16 protein-coding genes are annotated in these 17,300 nt (G+C 64.0%); 12 read left to right on the plus strand and 4 right to left on the minus strand.

The window, feature by feature from the left end; genetic code table 11:
- The 3 genes from N826_RS42845 to N826_RS05280 form a co-directional block, all read left to right on the plus strand.
- On the plus strand, nt 1–997 hold a 997-nt coding region (locus tag N826_RS42845), incomplete at its 5' end, for a S41 family peptidase (RefSeq protein ID WP_044426446.1).
- A complete protein-coding gene (locus N826_RS05275; protein WP_169789288.1) occupies nt 979–2,892 on the plus strand; it encodes a porin in 1,914 nt (637 codons plus the stop codon). The genes N826_RS42845 and N826_RS05275, both read left to right, overlap by 19 nt.
- A 102-nt stretch (nt 2,893–2,994) precedes the next feature.
- Nucleotides 2,995–4,323, plus strand: coding sequence for a DUF4384 domain-containing protein (locus tag N826_RS05280; RefSeq protein WP_169789289.1), 1,329 nt, complete (start codon nt 2,995–2,997; stop codon nt 4,321–4,323).
- A 29-nt stretch (nt 4,324–4,352) separates the two neighbouring features.
- Here N826_RS05280 and N826_RS05285 read toward each other — a convergent pair whose 3' ends face one another.
- The gene (locus tag N826_RS05285) at nt 4,353–5,297 is read right to left on the minus strand and encodes an MBL fold metallo-hydrolase (RefSeq protein WP_044426452.1); all 945 of its coding nucleotides are present in this window, start codon (nt 5,295–5,297) and stop codon (nt 4,353–4,355) included.
- 180 nt (nt 5,298–5,477) lie between these two features.
- Complete coding sequence (locus tag N826_RS05295) at nt 5,478–5,657, minus strand: hypothetical protein (protein WP_044426456.1); 180 nt, start codon at nt 5,655–5,657, stop codon at nt 5,478–5,480.
- Between the two features lie 128 nt (nt 5,658–5,785).
- Between N826_RS05295 and N826_RS05300 the strand changes: the two genes are divergently transcribed.
- Nucleotides 5,786–7,420 (plus strand): winged helix-turn-helix domain-containing tetratricopeptide repeat protein, encoded by a 1,635-nt coding sequence (locus tag N826_RS05300; RefSeq protein WP_244619465.1) that lies wholly within the window; start codon nt 5,786–5,788, stop codon nt 7,418–7,420.
- Between the two features lie 10 nt (nt 7,421–7,430).
- Here N826_RS05300 and N826_RS05305 read toward each other — a convergent pair whose 3' ends face one another.
- Nucleotides 7,431–8,198: an SDR family oxidoreductase gene (locus N826_RS05305; RefSeq protein WP_044426457.1), complete on the minus strand. Its 768-nt coding sequence runs from the start codon at nt 8,196–8,198 to the stop codon at nt 7,431–7,433.
- A 102-nt stretch (nt 8,199–8,300) separates the two neighbouring features.
- On the opposite strand from N826_RS05305, the gene N826_RS05310 reads away from it, so the two are divergent.
- Both N826_RS05310 and N826_RS05315 read left to right on the plus strand, forming a co-directional pair.
- Entirely contained in the window at nt 8,301–9,677 is a 1,377-nt protein-coding gene (locus N826_RS05310) for a type II toxin-antitoxin system HipA family toxin (RefSeq protein ID WP_044426459.1), read from the plus strand.
- Entirely contained in the window at nt 9,664–9,960 is a 297-nt protein-coding gene (locus N826_RS05315) for a helix-turn-helix transcriptional regulator (protein ID WP_044426461.1), read from the plus strand. The genes N826_RS05310 and N826_RS05315 overlap by 14 nt, the downstream gene beginning before the upstream one ends.
- A gap of 12 nt (nt 9,961–9,972) precedes the next feature.
- On the opposite strand, the gene N826_RS05320 is transcribed toward N826_RS05315, so the two are convergent.
- The gene (locus N826_RS05320) at nt 9,973–10,953 is read right to left on the minus strand and encodes a 2-hydroxyacid dehydrogenase (protein ID WP_044426462.1); all 981 of its coding nucleotides are present in this window, start codon (nt 10,951–10,953) and stop codon (nt 9,973–9,975) included.
- Nucleotides 10,954–11,138: 185 nt separating this feature from the next.
- On the opposite strand from N826_RS05320, the gene N826_RS05325 reads away from it, so the two are divergent.
- The 6 genes from N826_RS05325 (at nt 11,139) to N826_RS05350 (ending at nt 17,225) form a co-directional block, all read left to right on the plus strand.
- Nucleotides 11,139–11,843, plus strand: a complete 705-nt coding sequence (locus N826_RS05325; RefSeq protein WP_044426464.1) for an RraA family protein — start codon at nt 11,139–11,141, stop codon at nt 11,841–11,843.
- A gap of 67 nt (nt 11,844–11,910) precedes the next feature.
- Nucleotides 11,911–13,275: an ABC transporter substrate-binding protein gene (locus N826_RS05330; protein ID WP_044426466.1), complete on the plus strand. Its 1,365-nt coding sequence runs from the start codon at nt 11,911–11,913 to the stop codon at nt 13,273–13,275.
- A 36-nt stretch (nt 13,276–13,311) separates the two neighbouring features.
- Complete coding sequence (locus N826_RS05335) at nt 13,312–14,184, plus strand: carbohydrate ABC transporter permease (protein WP_084720511.1); 873 nt, start codon at nt 13,312–13,314, stop codon at nt 14,182–14,184.
- A complete protein-coding gene (locus N826_RS05340) occupies nt 14,181–15,032 on the plus strand; it encodes a carbohydrate ABC transporter permease (protein WP_044426468.1) in 852 nt (283 codons plus the stop codon). The genes N826_RS05335 and N826_RS05340 overlap by 4 nt, the downstream gene beginning before the upstream one ends.
- A gap of 19 nt (nt 15,033–15,051) precedes the next feature.
- Nucleotides 15,052–16,110, plus strand: coding sequence for an ABC transporter ATP-binding protein (locus tag N826_RS05345; protein WP_044426470.1), 1,059 nt, complete (start codon nt 15,052–15,054; stop codon nt 16,108–16,110).
- Between the two features lie 26 nt (nt 16,111–16,136).
- On the plus strand, nt 16,137–17,225 hold the full coding sequence (locus N826_RS05350) for a mandelate racemase/muconate lactonizing enzyme family protein (RefSeq protein WP_044426472.1): 1,089 nt from the start codon (nt 16,137–16,139) through the stop codon (nt 17,223–17,225).
- Nucleotides 17,226–17,300: the final 75 nt, after the last annotated feature.

Raw genomic sequence — 17,300 nt, forward strand, 5'->3', positions numbered from 1 at the left:
CTTCTTCGATATCCTGTCCGGCCATTTCGCCTTCGCCGCCGAGCGCGGGATTGACTGGTCGGCGCTGCGGGCGCGCTGCGACACGGCGCTCCGGCGCGGTCCCGCGTCTCGGGAGCACCTGTTCGACACGTTGGCCGCTTCCCTGCGCGCTCTGGAGGACGGCCATGGATCGCTGAGGGGACTGGAGCGCTACGAGGACAGCCGCCCTTGGGAAGGTCAGCTCTACCGAGCCTGGAAAGCCGCCGGCGGCCGGTCGGTCCACGGCGACTACTCGGACGGTTTCGCCAGCGGCTGGCTCGACCATGTCAGACGCCGCATCCTGTCCGGGTCCGGCCACGTCGCCGCCCACGACACCGTCGCCTGGGGCCGCCTGCCCGACGGATTGGGATACATCTCGCTGATGGCATGCGAAGGCCTGTCCGATGACGAAGGGGGGCATGCCGAGGTGCTGGCCGCCAGACAGGTCTTCGACCGCGCGGTCCGGGACTTGGGTGACGTCCGTGGACTGATCGTCGATCTTCGCTGCAATCCCGGCGGCTGGGATCGGGTCTCTCTCACTTTGGCGTCGCACCTGACGGACAGAACGGTGCGCGCCTTCACCAAGCAGCCGGTGCGGCATGGCTCCGGCCTTCAAGTCCAGACGATCGAACTGGCGCCCGCCCAAGGCGCCCGCTTCACCGGTCCGGTTGCCGTTCTGACCAGCGATTCCACGGTCAGTGCTGCGGAAGTGGGGACGCTTACCCTGCGCGCCTTGCCGAACACCCGGTCGTTCGGCCGTCCGACCTACGGCGCGCTTTCCGATCCTTATAAGTACCGCCTGCCGAATGGCTGGAAGGGTGCTGTGTCGAACGAGATCTATCGGGCATGGGACGGCGCCGTGTACGAAGGCTCGGGGATTCCCCCGGACCAGCCCTCCGCCGAGCCGTCGGCGCGGGACTTCTGGGGATCGATAGACGCTCAAACCACGGATGCCAAGACATGGCTGCTGGCGCTCTGACGACGGCGATTGGGCCTCGCCTCATGAAGCGGATGCTGCTTGCCACGACTGCGGCGGTCGCTTGCCTGATGCTCACGCCGTCCGCCGAAGCGCGCAGCACTTCCCGCCCTGAAAGCGCCGTCGCCGTCAGCGTCGAAGCCGGCGACGGGGCAGGCGACCGGTTCCTCTCCGTAGCCCAGGCTGCACCCACCGAGGACGACGAAGACGAAGAAGACGACGATGAAGAGGATGACAGTGATGACGAAGAGGATGAAGACGAAGAGGACGAAGAGGATGAGGATGAAGACGACGAAGGCGATGAGGACGACGGGAGCGCCACCGCCGATCCCGTTCCCGGCGCCGTCACCGACGGTCAAGATGACATAGCGGCTGACGATGCCGACGAGCATGAGGACGAAGACGAAGACGAAGACGAGAACGAGGAAGACGATCCGTTCCCAAGCGCTCCGGGAACTCTAAACGCTACGATAGGCGGTACGGCGACTCTTCAGGCCGGAGTATTCGGAGACCTCACGCACGGCGTCCAGTTCCGCAACAAGACGGAAGTGGACTTCAACGTCCGGGGCAAGGCCGACAACGGTCTTCTATACGGCCTGAAGCTTCAGTTGGAGACTGTCACCGGCCATGAATCCAGTTCGGAAACGCTTTTTGACGAGGCCTACGTCTATATTGGCGGCCCCTGGGGCCGGCTGGAGTTCGGCGATACCGACGATGTCGTGGCGGGAGGGCTTGTTATCTACGCCCCGAGCGTAGGCATCGGACAGGTCGATGGCGACTACGGCAGCTTTTCCAGACTGAGCCTGGACGACTACTATCCGTTCTATCCCGACATCGGGACTTCGACCAAGGTCAACTACTACACCCCCAGGATCGCCGGCTTTCAGGCAGGCATATCCTATAGCCCGCACCTTTCCGACAACGGTCAGTCCGTCGTGGCCTTTCGACCCGGAAGGGTGCGCGCCACGACCGCCTCCGCTCCGTCGCGGAGCTTGTCTTCGGCCAGCGCCGTTGCCCGAACGGCCATTCCACAGACCACCATCCGGTCGGCATCGCTCAGCCCCCGGACCGTGACCCGCGCATCGGCTCCCGCTCCGACGCGGGTCGCCCAGACCGTCGAAGACGATGAGGACGACGGCGAAGATTCGGAGGATGACAGTGGTGACGACGACGACGACGAAGACGATGACGATGATCCCGATGACGGGCCGGATACCGATGATCCGGATGCCCCCGACGAGCCGGATGCCCCTGATGAACCGGACACGCCGGATCAGCCTGACGTGCCCGACCAGCCTACTCCCGAGCAGCCTACTCCTGAGCAGCCCACCCCGGAGCAACCCAGCCCCGGCGATCCGACGCCGCCGGTCCCGCCCGTTGTGGAGCCCCAGCCCGAAACGCCCGTCGTCGAAGAGCCCGAGGAAGAAGAAGATGAAGACGAGGAAAGCGGATATCGCAACGTCACCTCCTTCGCGGTGAACTATCAGAAGGAGTTCGAGAACCTGACGTTCAGCGGCAGCGCCGCCGTCATGAACGGCAACGGCTACGGTCCCGGCTTCAGGGACTTTACCGCCTGGGTGACGGGTATCCAGATCGGCATCTCCGACTTCACCGTCGGGGGAGGTTTCGGGAAGTTCGACGGCTACGCCGACCTGGACTGGCAGTGGAATGTCGGCGCCACCTATGAAACCGGCCCCTTCGGCATAGGCGCCCAGTACGCTTGGGCACGGGACATCAACGGTGACCACTCCTGGGCGGCGGGAGTAGGCGTCAACTACGTCCTGGCTCCAGGCCTGTCGCTCCAGGCCGACTACGTCCATTCCAAGGTCGGTTTCGAGCGGTCCGGCAACGTGAACACTTCCGATGTCGTCCTGGTCGGCCTTCAACTGAGCTTTTGATCCCGTATGTGAGGCGCTTCATAGCGCCCACGGCCAATTCGCCCGACCGTGAGGACCACACGGAAACTCCGGATCACGAGGCTTGGCATGGCGATGCTGCGGATGACATCTGTTCAGGAGGAAAATCCAGGCGGCGCCGAGGAAATCTTCAACGCCGTGCTCGTTTCCGCGATGGCCGGGTACGGCGCCATGGCGGTCACCGCCGCTCACGACGACGATGCCACTACGCTGGTGCGAACCGTCGGGACGCGCATGGACGCGGCAGGCGCCGTCGTCATGATCGCTTTGGCGCATCCGGGAGCATCGTTACTCGACCTGATCGATCAGGTCGGGTTGACCTCTCGTCCCAAAGTCATCCCCATAGCTGCGTCCAAGGCCAAGGCAAAAAAGCATCGGAGCGACGACCTCCCCAGCCCTGAATCATTAGCCCTGACCCTCCTGCAAGGAGAGGACGCCGGGCTGCTCATCGTCGCCGAGGCCCACGCCCTGGACCAGGAAACGCTGGAAGACCTGCTGTCATTGTCCCAGGTTCACCTAGGAGATAGCCGCGCCTTGCAGGTGCTTCTGGCCGGAAACGACGATCTCAACGCCAATCTCGACCGTAGCGCCGGTCAGGTCCGCGTCAAGCGGTGGACCCTGGATCTGTGTGCGCAGCCGGCCGCCCAGAAGGCAATACCCGCACCGACGCCTCAGCCTCAGCCGATCCCGGTACAGCCGCCGTCACCCACTCCGTCACAAGCCCCGCCGCCTGCTGACCGGCGTCCCCGCCACCGTCAAGCCGCGTTCGGCCTGCTGCTGACCGCCGCCGCCGCGACAGGATGGTTCGCCGCCGACCGTGCCCTGACCGAATACGCCGTCGCCGTTTCCGAGCCGCCGGTGATCGAAGCGCCGCTGGCCGAAGCCAGCCCCCAACCGGAACCGGAGCCTGCACCAGCCCCCATCGAGCCTCAAGCCGCCATCCCAAGTCCCGAACCACCCCCTGAGATTCTGCTTTCGACCGACCACGGCCCCATGCCGACCTTGAACCCCGGCGATACCATCGTCGTCCAGGTGGAATCCAACGCGGATAGGTTCGTCTACTGCTACTACATGGACAGCTTCCGTCAGGTATCCCGTATCTTCCCCAACCGTTTCCAGACCGACGCCTTCGTCCCGGCAGGGCAGCAGGTCGCGATCCCGCCGGGTCCGGAAGCCGAGCGCCCCTTCAACATCCGGCTCGACATGGCCAGCCGCCTGGAAGTCATCACCTGTCTCGCCTCCTCGACCGCCATCGACGGGAGCGGGATCGACGGCACGGACATCGACGACCTGACGCCCATTCCAGGATTGGGATTGCAGGACATCTTCGACGCCTTCGGCAAGCTGGCCGGCACGGGAGCGTGCAGCCAGACCATGCCGATCAACGTCGTCGCCAAGGTAGCCGATCAGTAACCGGGTCAGATGCCTGACCCAACAATCGGTCAGTAGTCCCAGAAGGCCGCCACCCAGCGAAAGGCATCGCCGTCGGCCGCCACCCGGCCAAGGGATGGGAACGGCAGGTGAGTGGCCACCAGCAGTTCGCCGGTCGCCGCCAGTTCCCGCAGAAGACGGACCCGAACGCGGGCGGCCTCTTCCGGGTCGTGCTCGAAGCCATTATACCAGCCGGGTTGTTCGAACCCGACCGTGAACACGGCGTCGCCCGCGAACGTCAGCCCCTCGCCGCCGGATGCCAGGCGGACCACGCTATGTCCGGGAGTGTGGCCGCCGGTGCGACGGACGACTACCCCCGGCGCCACTTCGTGCTCCTCGTCGAATGTCCGCAGATGGCCGTGGTACTCTTTGATGAACCGCTTGGCGGTCGACCGAAGCGCGTCCGGGAACCCCTGCGGCATGGAGGTGCGGGAGAAATCGGGCGACTTCCAGAATTCGACCTCGGCGGCCGCCACGTGGATCCGCAGGTCCTGACGCAGCCGCTCCTTCACCCCGTCGACGAGCAGCCCGCCAATGTGGTCCATGTGCATGTGGGTAATCACGACGTCGGTTACGGACGCAAGATCGACGCCGGCGGCCTCCAGTCGCATTACCAATTGCCCGGCGCGAGGCAAGTTCAGGTTCGGGTCCGATCCCAGCCCGCTGTCGATGAGTATGGTCTGCCCGCCGCTACGCACCACGACCACATTCAGCGCCCAGTCGAAAGCGTCCGGCGGCAGGAACATGTCGTCCAGCCAGGCCGCCCGGACGGCCGGTTCCGCGTTGTGCGCCAACATCGCGGTCGGGAGCGGCAGCACCCCATCGCTGAGCACCAGCACGTCGATCTCGCCAATTCGTAGCGCGTAGCGCGACGGAACCAGCTCGTCGTGCCCCGGTCTTGCGGCGCGTGAGGTGTTGTCCAGGCTCATGGCCGTTTCCTTCAGATGGCTTGTCATGGTTGTTCTCCTGTTGCTTAAGTCGGGAATTTTGAGCGGAAGTCGCTCCTCCGGCGCGAGAGCGGCGGATCGCTCGGAGCGTCAGCGCGATAGCGACGCGCCGGCGTGCCAGTTCTCGAACCTCGTCGGACCGATGCGCGGGTTCTGGCCCGGCGTCAGCCACTGGTTGTTCAATAGCGATCAGTAGTAGCGCGCGCGGATGTCCGCGACGGCCCGGCGACCGTCCCCATTCGCGGCCATGACCTCTCCGGCCAGCTTGTCGAAGGCGATCGGCTCGGGGCCGGCCACGTCGACGACCACCTCATCGCCGGCAAGCTTGGTCCCGATCAGGCCGCTGCCGCCGATAACGACGATCTTCATGCCTCGCTCCTTCATCTGATATCGACCACATCAGTGGCGATCGATGAGCGGAGGATGCCTGGGAACTGGCCGGAAGACCTTGCGGCCTCCTTGAATTTCCATTGAGTTCAGCTTCAAAGATTGTCCAAATGGGCCGCTATTCTGGCACCATCCGGACTACCAGCCTGCTGAGCGCCGAAATGCAATTCGTGTTCGAGGACTACCTGCTCGACCTTGACCGGCGGGAGCTCTCACGGGGCGCCGACGCGATCGCTACCGGACCGCAAGCCTTCGACCTGCTGGTCTATCTGGTGCGGAACCGCGAGCGCGTCGTCGGCAAGGATGATTTGCTGGACGCGGTGTGGGATGGGCGGATCGTCTCTGAATCGACCCTGACCAGTCACATCAATGCGGTGCGCAAGGCGGTCGGCGACAATGGTGAGGAACAGAGGCTGATCCGAACGATCGCCCGGAAAGGATTCCGCTTCGTTGGAGACGTCCGGGAGATACGATCGTCGAACGGTTTCGGAGCATTGAGGACCGGAATTCTCAACTCGGATGAACCGCCGGCACATGCCCTGGCCCTTCCCGACAAGCCCTCCATCGCCGCCTTGCCGTTCCTGAATCTGAGCGGCGATCCGGAACAGGAGTATTTCGCCGACGGCATTGTCGAGGATATCATCTCGGCGTTATCTCGCATTGGATGGCTGTTCGTCATCTCGCGAAACTCGAGCTTCACCTACAAAGGCCGGGCGGTGGACGTGAAACAGGTGGGTCGCGAGTTGGGCGCGCGTTACGTGCTGGAAGGCAGCGTGCGCAAAGCGGCGCACCGCGTGCGCATCACCGGCCAGCTCATCGATGCGACGACGGGCGCGCATCTCTGGGCGGAGCGTTTCGAAAGCGCTCTCGATGATATCTTCGAGTTGCAGGATCAGGTGGCCGAGAGCGTCGTCGGGGCGATAGCACCGCAGTTGGAGCGGGCGGAGATCGACCGCGCGAAGCGAAAGCCGACCGAAAGCCTGGATGCCTACGACTACTATCTGCGCGGCATGGCGAACTTTCACCAGCGGACCAGGGAGGCTGTCGGGGAAGCTCTGCCGTTGTTCCACAAGGCGGCTGAGCTCGATCCGGACTTCGCCTCGGCCTATGGAATGGCGGCGTGGTGCCATTTCTGGCGGAAGATCAACGGCTGGATGACCGATCCCGCTGATGAGGCCGCCGAGGGCGCCCGACTGGCCCGCCGGGCGGTGGATCTGGGCGCGAACGATGCGGTCGCCCTCACCAGAGGCGGTCACGCGCTCGGCCATTTCGGCGGCGACCTCGACGGCTGCATCGCACTGCTCGACAGGGCGCTGGTGCTCAACCCCAACCTGTCGGCCGCCTGGTATCTCGGCGGCTTCCAGCGGATTTCCCGAGGGGAACACGACGATGCCATCGAGCGCATCGCGCATGCCATGCGCCTCAGTCCATTGGACCCGGAGATGGTCCGAATGCAGGCGGGAACGGCGATGGCCCATTTGTTCGCCGGACGCTTCGACGCCGCATCGTCATGGGCGGAGAAAGCAATGAGAGACTTGCCGGGGTTCCTGCTGGCGGCCGGCATCGCTGCGGCAAGCCATGCGCTTGCCGGCCGAACGGACGAGGCACGACAGGTGTTGCGTCATCTGCGCGGGCTCGATCCGGAGCTGCGGATCTCCAATCTCAAGGACTGGGTTCTGCTCCGGCGACCGGAAGACCTCGCCGTGTTCACGGAGGGCTTCCGAAAGGCAGGCCTGCCGGAATGAAAGAACGCCGTCACAGCGTCGCCAGCACCCCGCCATCCACGTAGATGATCTGCCCATTGACGAAGTCCGATGCGGGGGAGGCCAGGAAGATGCAGACCCCCTGCAACTCCTCGACCCGTCCCCAGCGCCCGGCCGGCGTCCGCTTCTTCAGCCACGTGTCGAACTCGACGTTGTCGATCAATGCCTGATTGAGCGGCGTTGCGAAGTATCCAGGGCCGATTGCGTTGATCTGCAAGCCGTGGCGCGCCCAGTCGGTACACATCCCCTTGGTCAGGTTCTTCACCGCCCCCTTGGCGGCGGTATAGGGCGCCACCGAATAGCGCGCGGCGTCGCTCATCAGGCTGCCGATGTTGATGATCTTGCCCCGACCGCGCGGGATCATGGCGCGCGCCACCGCCTGCGAAACGTAGAAGACGCTGTCCAGGTTGGTGCGGATTACCTCATGCCACGTCTCCACCGCAAAGTCCTCAAGCGGCGCCCGCCGCTGGATGCCGGCATTGTTGACCAGGATGTCGATCGGCCCGACATCCCGCTCGATGCCGGCGATGCCCTCCACGACGGCGCCATGGTCGGACACGTCGAACGCCGCCACCGCCACCTCGATCCCCTGTGCCCGCAGGCTTTCCGCCGCCTTGTCCAATTTCCCCCGGTCGCGCCCGTTCAGCACGACCGAAGCCCCGGCAAGCCCCAACCCCTGCGCCAGGGCAAAACCGATCCCCTGACCCGATCCCGTCACCAGCGCACGGCGGCCTTTCAGGTCGAAAAGTGAAAGCGACATGGTTTCTCCTCCCTATGGTCTGATTGCATTCGTCCCATTGAAATGGGTAGTAAAAAGCATTACCTTGCATTTATGACCCATCATGCTGGGACAGACGACAGAATGTGCGCGGCATCCCTGACCCTGCAAATCCACCACCACGGGAACTGGCACGATGCCGCTATCCTCGATATCCGGGAGCCCGATCGGGGGATCGCCGGAGCAACGGTCCTGTCCTGCGAAGCGGACTACTTCTTCGATTGGGGCGCCATCCCATTTTCCGACGACAGGCCGCTGGTGGACATCCATGCCCTGTCGGTCCAGGTCCCGGTCGATATGGAATACCGAAGCATCGGACGCTGGCCGGCGTTCCTGCTCGACCTGCTGCCGCAGGGACATGCAAGGCGGCAGCTCGCCACGGATCTTGGATTTACGTCGCCCGACACCCCTGCGGTGGAGTTGCCGTTGCTGCTGCGCGGCGCCGGAAGCCCCATCGGCAACCTGCGTGTCCGGGAAGCGTGGGAGGCTGAACAGGGGCGCCTGAAGAGCCACAGCTTCAAGGGCCTGGAAACCGCAGACATCCTCGACCGGAGCGACCGCTTTCTGGATGCCGCCGACCGTTTCGCCCTGATCGCATCCGGCTCCAGCGGCGTCCAGGGCGAATGGCCGAAGGTGTTGCTGACACAGGCCGCCGATGGTTTGTGGTATCCCGACCCTCTGGTATCGGACAGTGACGCACGGGACCACGCCATCGTCAAGCTGAGCCGGGCACGCACCGCCGCCGACCTGCTGATCCTGGCGGCGGAAGCTCCGTATCTCGAAGTCGCCCGTGAATTTGGATTGCGGGTCGGCAAGCCGCTCACCTATGCCGACCACGTTCTGCTCATCCCGCGTTTCGACAGGCAGGTCAAAGCCGGGGGCAAGGGTTCCGGGACCATCCGCCTTGGACAGGAAAGCATCGTCTCCGCCATTGGCGTGGCGCAGTTCGGCTATGTGGCCGCGCATGAGGAATACCTTGCGGCGATCAAGCGCTTCAGCACCGATCCGGCGGCTGAAACCGTCGAATACGTGCTGCGCGACGTCCTGAATCTGGCGATGGGCAATCCCGACAACCACGGGCGGAACACCGCTCTCCAGAAGGCGCCGGATGGCTGGATCGGGCTGACCCCGCTGTTCGATTTCACGCCCATGCGCCTCGACCCCGGCGGGATCATGCGGCACACCAGATGGGCCTGCCTGAACCGCGACGATCTGATGCCGGACTGGTCCATCGTCTGCGAGACCGCCGCCGACGGCGTGATGGCGCCGGAGGCGCTGCGGGCCATCCTCGCCGGCAAGGAAGACTTCGTCCGCGACCTGCCGGCCATCGCCCGGCGGCATAACGTCCCCGGTGACGTGATCGGGCAGGCGCTTGGCCGATGCGGTGAGATTGCCGACACCCTGGCCGCCTTGAATGGGGCTGCTCTGAAAGGAAAGGAGCCCGGTCATGCCCCGGCTTAAGCGCATGACGCGGGAAGAAACGCTGGAGGCGCGACGCCTGCTGGCGGAGCGGGCGGCAAGCGGCGATCTCCGTCTGCCCGAAGCGGTCACCGCCATCCGCCACACGCTGGGCATGACGCAGGAGCAGTTCGGCAAGGCGTTCCGACTGACCCGCCGGCAGGTCAGCGACCTGGAGACGGGGGCCGGCAACCCGACGGCGGAAACCCTCAACCGGATCGCCAAGCCTTTCGGCTTCGCCGTCGGGTTCGTCCCCCGTGCGCCCAAACCGCCGCCCACCGGCTGACGTCAGCTCTAGCTACGCCTTGCTGCCCTTGGTGCGCGCTACCTCCGCTGTCTCCGCCACGGGGGTCACGGCGCCGCGACCGTCGAACCAGGAAACCAGATTGTCCACCACCAACTGGCCCATGGCGTTGCGGGTATGAACCGTTCCCGACGCCACGTGCGGCAGCAGGACCGTGTTCTCCAGCGCCATCAGTTCCGCCGGGACGTTGGGTTCGTCGGCGTAGACGTCCAGACCGGCGGCCTGGATCTTGTTCGACTTCAGCGCATCGATCAGGGCCGCTTCATCGACCACGGTGCCGCGCCCGACGTTGAGGAAGATGCCATCGGGACCCAGCGCCTCGAACACCGCCGCGCCAATGGTCTTTTCAGTCGCCTTGCCGCCGGGAATGACCGAGATCAGCACATCGACCTGACGCGCCAGTTCGACCGGATCGGCGACATAAGCGTATTCGACGCCGTCCTGTTTGTGCCGGCCGTAATACGAGATCGGCAGGCCGAAGGCTTGCAGCCGCTTTGCGATGGCCTTGCCGATCCGGCCCAGGCCCAGGATGCCGATCTTGCGGTCGCGCAGCGACGAGGTCAGTTGGAAGGCGCCCGACGGCCACTTGCCGTCACGCAGATGGCGTTCGGCGGCGGGGATGCGGCGGACGGTCGAGATCAGCAGGCCGATGGTCAGGTCGGCGACCTCGTCGGTCAGAACGTCGGGCGTGTTGGTCACGACGATGCCGTTGTTGCCGGCCCACTTGGCGTCGATCTGGTCATAGCCGACGCCGAAGGCGGCGACGATTTCCAGCGACGGCAGCTTGCCCAGCAGGGTCTCGTTAATTGGGGAATGACCGCCGGCTGCTACTCCCCGGATTCGCGACCCGTTTTCCGCCAGCCAAGCCTCCTTGTCGGCGACTTCCCAGAATCGGTGGACCGTGAACAGTTTGGCGATCTGATCCGTGACGACCGGCAGCATAGGGGCGATCTGGAGAATTTCGGGACGAGCCATGGCTGATTCAGCACCTTATTATTTGAAGAACCGGGTAACATCCGGGTAGGTGCATAGAATGCCCTGTCCGTCAACCATCGGCAAGTTTCGTTCCAAACAAAAGCTGCTTTAATGTGGCAAAAAGTCGCGTTACCATCCGGCAAAGCCTCCGAACCAGAGAGGCGGCAAAAGGGGGAGATGAGCCCGTGGCGAACGACACGGAACTACTCGATCCAGCGCGGCTCGACCTTATCAGGACCAAGCTGTTCACAGCCGTTCTCGGCGACGTCATGGACGCGCGCGGCTTGACCCGCCAGTTCCTGCCGCCGGAAATCCGCGCACTCGATCCTGACATGGTGATCGCAGGCTACGCCATGCCGGTGCTGGAAGCGGACTGCTGCGGCGACCTGGAAGGGCAGAGGGATGGGCAGGGCGGGCGATCCAACCCGTTCGGCCTGATGCTCCGCGCACTCGACGAACTGAAACAGAACGAAGTCTATATCTGCACCGGCGGCACGCCGCGCTACGCCCTTTGGGGCGAGCTGATGAGCACGCGAGCGAAGACGCTCGGCGCGGCTGGCGCCGTGGTCGATGGCTACCACCGCGACACCAACGGCATCCGGCGGCTGGGCTTCCCGGTCTTTTCCTACGGGTCCTACGCTCAGGACCAGCGGGTGCGCGGACGTGTCATCGACTATCGCTGCCCGATCCAGTTCGCCAACGGCGCGCGAGTCGATCCCGGCGACGTGATCGTCGGCGATATCGACGGCGTGCTGGTGATCCCGCGAGCCCGCGCCGACGAGATCGTCTCCGCCGCTCTTGAAAAGGTCGAGGGCGAGGAAGCCGTCCGTCTGATGATCGAGAAAGGGGAAAGCACCGAAGCGATCTTCGGCAAGACCGGCATCATGTGAACCACGCAATATCCAATACCTAATACCCAAAAACGACAACGATAACTAAAGCGATGGGGAGAAAACGATGAAGTCATTGATGGGAGCCGTCTTCGCGATCAGCGTGGCGGCGGCGGGGCAGGCGTCGGCTCAGGAAGTCCTGAACGTGTCCTGGGTCAAGGGTTTCTATAAATCCGAAGACGACGCGCTTTACGAGACGATCAAGAAGTTCGAGCAGAAGACCGGCGTCAAGGTCGAGCTGTCCCAATATCCCGTCCAGGACATGATCCCGAAGACGGTCGCCTCGCTCGACAGCGGCACGCCGCCCGACGTCGCCTATGCCGACGTCTACGACTTCCAGGTCACCGGCAAATGGGCCTTCGAAGGCCGGCTTGAGGACGTCAGCGACATCATCGAGCCGATCAAGGACCGCTTCGCTCCTAATACGATCGAGACGACCTACCTGCTCAACGAGAAGACCGGCAAGCGCGCCTATTACGCATATCCGATCAAGCAGCAGACGATGCATATCGAATACTGGATCGATATGCTGAACCAGGCCGGTTTCCAGGAAGCCGACATCCCGAAGACCTGGAAGGAGTACTGGGCCTTCTGGTGCGGCAAGGTTCAGCCCGCCTACCGCAAGGCGTCCGGCCAGCGGGGCTACGGCATCGGCCAGCCGCTCGGCGTGGACAGCAGCGACTCATTCTACTCGTTCCTGACCTTCGCCGACGCCTACAACGTCAAGATGGTCGATAATGACGGCAAGCTGCTGATCGACGATCCCAAGGTGAAAGAAGGCCTGACTGGCGCCCTCGCCGACTATACCGAGCCCTACACAAAGACCTGCGTGCCGCCCTCTGCTACGAGCTGGAAGGACCCGGACAACAACGTGGCGTTCCACAACAAGACGACGGTCCTGACTCACAACGCGACGATCTCGATCGCGGCCAAGTGGCTGGACGACATGAACAACGCCACGCTCAACGACGAGCAGCGCGCCCAGGCGAAGAAGAATTATTACGAACTGATCCGCACGGCGGGGTTCCCGAGCAAGCCGGACGGCAGCAAGATGGTATACCGCGCCGCGGTCAAAACAGGCGTCATCTTCTCCAACTCCAAGAACAAGGCGCGCGGCAAGGAATTCGTGAAGTTCCTGCTGGAGGAAGAGAACCTGACCCCCTATGTCGAGGGCTCGCTCGGCCGCTGGTTCCCTGTCACCAAGGAAGGCCAGGAACGCCCGTTCTGGAAAGCCGACCCGCATCGCCAGTCGGTCTACAATCAGTTCAAGGACGGCACCGTGACCTTCGAGTTCACCAAGAACTACAAGTTCACGATCCTCAACAACGAGAACATCTGGGCCAAGGCCGCCAACCGCGTCATCAACGAGAAGGTGCCGGTGGACAAGGCCGTGGACGAGATGCTGGCCCGCATCAAGGCGGTCGCCGGCTAAGCGGATAAACAAGTTCCAACAAAAACGGCGGACCCGATGGATACTCTGACGGTTTCCGACAGGGACACGGAGGCCCCGCCCAAGCGGCGGGGCTGGTCGCAGACGCGGATCTGGGGCACCATCTTCCTGGTGCCCTACGTCCTGGTCTTTCTGTTCTTCGTGGTCTATCCCGTCTGTTACGGGTTCTGGCTGGCACGCGACCCGCAGACCTATGTCCAATTGTTCGAAGACCCGATCTTCATCCGGTCGATCTTCAACACGCTGTTCTTCCTGCTGGTCGGCGTGAACCTGAAGATGCTCGTGGCGCTGCTGCTGTCGGGCTTCTTCCTGCACGACCGCATCTGGATACGCTGGCTGTCCCTGATCTTCATCCTGCCCTGGGCGGTGCCGTCGATCCCGACGATCCTGTCGGTCCGCTTCATGCTCAATCCGGAATGGGGCATCGTCAACCAGCTCATCTTCAAGCTGACGGCTGAAGACGGGCCGAACTGGCTGAACGATCCCACGTTAGGCCTGACCTTCTCGGTGCTGGTCCATATCTGGAAGAGCCTGCCGTTCTGGACGCTTATCCTGTTGTCCGGCCGGCTCGCGATCTCCAAGGACATGTACGAGGCGGCCTCGGTCGATGGCGCAAGCTCGATTCAGCAGTTCCGTTTCGTCACGTGGCCGTCGATGAAGACGCTCTATGTGACCTGCACGCTCCTGTCGATGATCTGGACGCTCGGCGACTTCAACAGCGTCTACCTGCTGACGGGCGGCGGTCCGGCCGACCTTACCCATGTGCTGGCGACGCTGGGCATCCGATACCTGCGGCTCGATCAGGTCAACCTGTCGATGGCGGCCATCGTCTCGGCGCTGCCGCTGGTGCTTCCGCTCGTGTACTTCATGATGAGGCGGCTGTCCAAATGACGACACGACCTCTAGCCAAAATCGCGGGCGAAGCGAAGCTCCTGCTGATCGGCATCCCGGTCCTGCTCTGGACCCTGCTGCCGATCTACCACCTGCTGCTGTTCGCGATATCGCCACGCGACGCCGCATTCTCCGGCAATCTCTGGCCGGAGGAGCCGACGCTCCGCAACTTCCAGATCGTGCTGAACCAGGACCACTATTTCCTGATCCACTTCTGGGAACAGCTTGGCAATTCCCTGATCGTCGCCGTCTCGACCGGCTTCCTGACCCTGCTGATCGCAACATTCGCCGCCTTCGCCATCAGCAGGCTGCGGGTGGAAGGCGGGCGCACGGTCATGAACCTCGCGCTCTTCACCTACTTCATCCCCGCCGCCTTCCTGGCGGTCCCGATGTACCGCACCATGGGCATCTACGGGCTGCTCAACAGCAAGTGGGCATTGATCCTCGCCATGGTGACGGTGGCGTCGCCCTACGCGATCTGGGTGCTGAAGCAGGCATCGGACAAGCTGCCCTACGAGCTGGACGAGGCGGCCGTCGTGGACGGCGCGTCACCCCTCCAGCTCTTCTGGATGGTCTACCTGCCGCTGATGAAGCCATCGCTGGTGGCGGTCGGCACCTACGCCCTGCTACTGGCCTGGAACGAGTACCTCTACGCCTTCCTGCTGCTGTCCCGCGACACCGAGATCACGCTGCCGGTGGCGCTCGGCAATTTCCTGGCTGCCGACGACTCCCCGTGGGAACTGCTGATGACCACCGGTCTGATCTACGCGCTGCCGCCGGCGGCGATCTACTACGCCTTCAAACGCTACATGGTCTCGGGCCTGACCGCCGGTGCGGTAAAGAGCTGAACAGTGGAAGGAACCAAGCATGGCCTCGGTTGAGATCAGGGACGTCCGCAAGGCCTATGGCAACGCGCAGGTCCTTCACGGCGTATCGGTAGACATCCAGGACGGCGAGTTCGTCATTCTGGTCGGTCCCTCGGGCTGCGGAAAATCGACGCTGCTCCGCATGCTCGCCGGACTGGAAAGCATCACCGGCGGCGAGATCCGCATCGGTCCTCGGGTGGTCAACGACATCCCGCCCAAGGAACGAGACATCGCCATGGTGTTCCAGAACTACGCCCTCTACCCCCACATGACGGTCGCGGAGAACATGGCGTTCTCCATGCGGCTGCGTCGGGCCAAGAAGTCCGATATCGAGGTCCGGGTCAACCGCGCCGCCGATATCTTAGGCTTGACCAAGCTGCTCGGCCGCTATCCCAAGGAACTGTCCGGCGGCCAGCGCCAGCGCGTCGCCATGGGCCGCGCCATCGTCCGCGACCCTAAGGTCTTCCTGTTCGACGAGCCGCTGTCCAACCTGGACGCCAAGCTGCGCGTCGCCATGCGCGCCGAGATCAAGGAGTTGCACCAGCGGCTCCGGACCACGACGGTCTACGTCACCCATGACCAGATCGAGGCCATGACCATGGCCGACAAGATCGTGGTGATGCGCGACGGCATCGTGGAGCAGATGGGAGCACCCCTCGACCTCTACGACAGGCCGGGCAACCTCTTCGTCGCCGGCTTCATCGGCTCCCCCGCGATGAACCTGCTGGAAGGCGCCATCGAAGGCGACGCCTTCGTGACCAAGGGCGGATTGCGCCTACCGCTGCCGGCGAACCATGCCTCGGCCCCCGCCGGCCGCCCCCTCGTCTACGGCCTCCGCCCCGAACACATCACGCTCAGCGACGGCGGCGTTCCGGTGGAAGTCGTGGTGGTCGAACCGACCGGATCGGAAACCCTGATCGTGGTCAAGGGCGGGCACACCGAATTCGACTGCCTGTTCCGCAGTCGCATCCATCCCAAGCCGGGCGAAACCCTGCGCATCCAGCCGGACACCGCACATGTTCACCTGTTCGACGCCGAGAGCGGGCGCAGGCTGGAATAGAAGCTCCCGAGTAAACGGAAAGTACAATGGCAAGACTGACTTCGATCGAACCCGGATTCTACCGCATACCGCTGCCCACGGTGCTGACCGACAGCACCCACGGCGAAATGAAGGCGTTCGAACTCAACACCGTCCGCCTGCGTGACGCCGACGGGGCGGAAGGCACCGGCTACACCTTCACCGTGGGCCGCAACGGCGGCGCCGTCGATTCCGTGCTGACCCGCGAGATGACCGAACTGATGGCCGGCGAGGACGCCGACACCATCGAACGCCTGTGGCTCAAGGCATGGTGGGCGCTCCATTACGGCGGCAGAGGCGGCCCGACCGTCCTCGCCCTCTCCGCCTTCGACATGGCGCTGTGGGACCTCAAGGCCCGCCGCGCCAACCTGCCGCTGTGGCGTCTGCTCGGCGGCTTTGATCCCCGCGTGCCCTGCTATGCCGGCGGCATCGACCTCGACCTTCCCCTCGACGACTTGCTGCGCCAGACCGACGGCAACCTCGCCAAGGGCTTCCGCGCGATCAAGATGAAGGTCGGCCGCAAGAACTTGTTCGAGGACGTCGAGCGCGTCGCCGCCATGCGCCAGCATCTCGGCCAAGGCTTCCCCCTGATGGTGGACGCCAACATGAAATGGGGCGTGGACGAAGCGATCCGAGCCGCCCGCGCCCTCCAGCCGTTCGACCTGACATGGCTCGAGGAACCGACCATCCCCGACGACCCGGCAGGCCACGCACGCATCGTCCGCGAAGGCGGCCTCCCCATAGCAGCCGGCGAGAACCTGCGCACCCTTTGGGAATTCAAACTCTACATCGCCGGCGGCGGCGTGACCTACCCGGAACCCGACGTCACTAACTGCGGTGGCGTCACCCCCTTCATGAAGATCGCCCATCTGGCCGAAGCCTTCAACCTGCCGGTAACCAGCCACGGCGCGCATGACGTGACCGTCCACCTGCTGGCCGCCTGTCCAAACCGCTCCTATCTGGAAGCTCACGGATTCGGGCTGGAGCGCTATATCGCGGAACCGCTCCGGATCGAGGACGGCGTCGCCCTGGCGCCGGAACGGCCGGGTCACGGGATCGAGTTCGATTGGAAAGGGCTGGAGAAGATCCGGGCCTGATCGTTCGGCCGTTGCCGAAGCTCGCCCGATGGGCAATGGTGCCGGAAGCATCCGACTTTCTGGAAATTCCGCACC

Source organism: Skermanella aerolata KACC 11604 (genome assembly GCF_000936425.1).
GTDB lineage: Bacteria > Pseudomonadota > Alphaproteobacteria > Azospirillales > Azospirillaceae > Skermanella > Skermanella aerolata.

Excerpts from the sequence above, each read along its gene's own strand:
- N826_RS05335 (WP_084720511.1), top strand. The coding sequence starts at position 13,312 with ATGGATACTCTGACGGTTTCCGACAGGGACACGGAGGCCCCGCCCAAG.
- N826_RS05295 (WP_044426456.1), bottom strand. The coding sequence starts at position 5,657 with ATGAAGATCGTCGTTATCGGCGGCAGCGGCCTGATCGGGACCAAGCTT.
- N826_RS05275 (WP_169789288.1), top strand. The coding sequence starts at position 979 with ATGGCTGCTGGCGCTCTGACGACGGCGATTGGGCCTCGCCTCATGAAG.
- N826_RS05280 (WP_169789289.1), top strand. The coding sequence starts at position 2,995 with ATGACATCTGTTCAGGAGGAAAATCCAGGCGGCGCCGAGGAAATCTTC.
- N826_RS05350 (WP_044426472.1), top strand. The coding sequence starts at position 16,137 with ATGGCAAGACTGACTTCGATCGAACCCGGATTCTACCGCATACCGCTG.
- N826_RS05285 (WP_044426452.1), bottom strand. The coding sequence starts at position 5,297 with ATGACAAGCCATCTGAAGGAAACGGCCATGAGCCTGGACAACACCTCA.
- N826_RS05300 (WP_244619465.1), top strand. The coding sequence starts at position 5,786 with ATGGGCCGCTATTCTGGCACCATCCGGACTACCAGCCTGCTGAGCGCC.
- N826_RS05310 (WP_044426459.1), top strand. The coding sequence starts at position 8,301 with ATGTGCGCGGCATCCCTGACCCTGCAAATCCACCACCACGGGAACTGG.
- N826_RS05305 (WP_044426457.1), bottom strand. The coding sequence starts at position 8,198 with ATGTCGCTTTCACTTTTCGACCTGAAAGGCCGCCGTGCGCTGGTGACG.
- N826_RS05315 (WP_044426461.1), top strand. The coding sequence starts at position 9,664 with ATGCCCCGGCTTAAGCGCATGACGCGGGAAGAAACGCTGGAGGCGCGA.
- N826_RS05330 (WP_044426466.1), top strand. The coding sequence starts at position 11,911 with ATGAAGTCATTGATGGGAGCCGTCTTCGCGATCAGCGTGGCGGCGGCG.
- N826_RS05340 (WP_044426468.1), top strand. The coding sequence starts at position 14,181 with ATGACGACACGACCTCTAGCCAAAATCGCGGGCGAAGCGAAGCTCCTG.
- N826_RS05320 (WP_044426462.1), bottom strand. The coding sequence starts at position 10,953 with ATGGCTCGTCCCGAAATTCTCCAGATCGCCCCTATGCTGCCGGTCGTC.
- N826_RS05345 (WP_044426470.1), top strand. The coding sequence starts at position 15,052 with ATGGCCTCGGTTGAGATCAGGGACGTCCGCAAGGCCTATGGCAACGCG.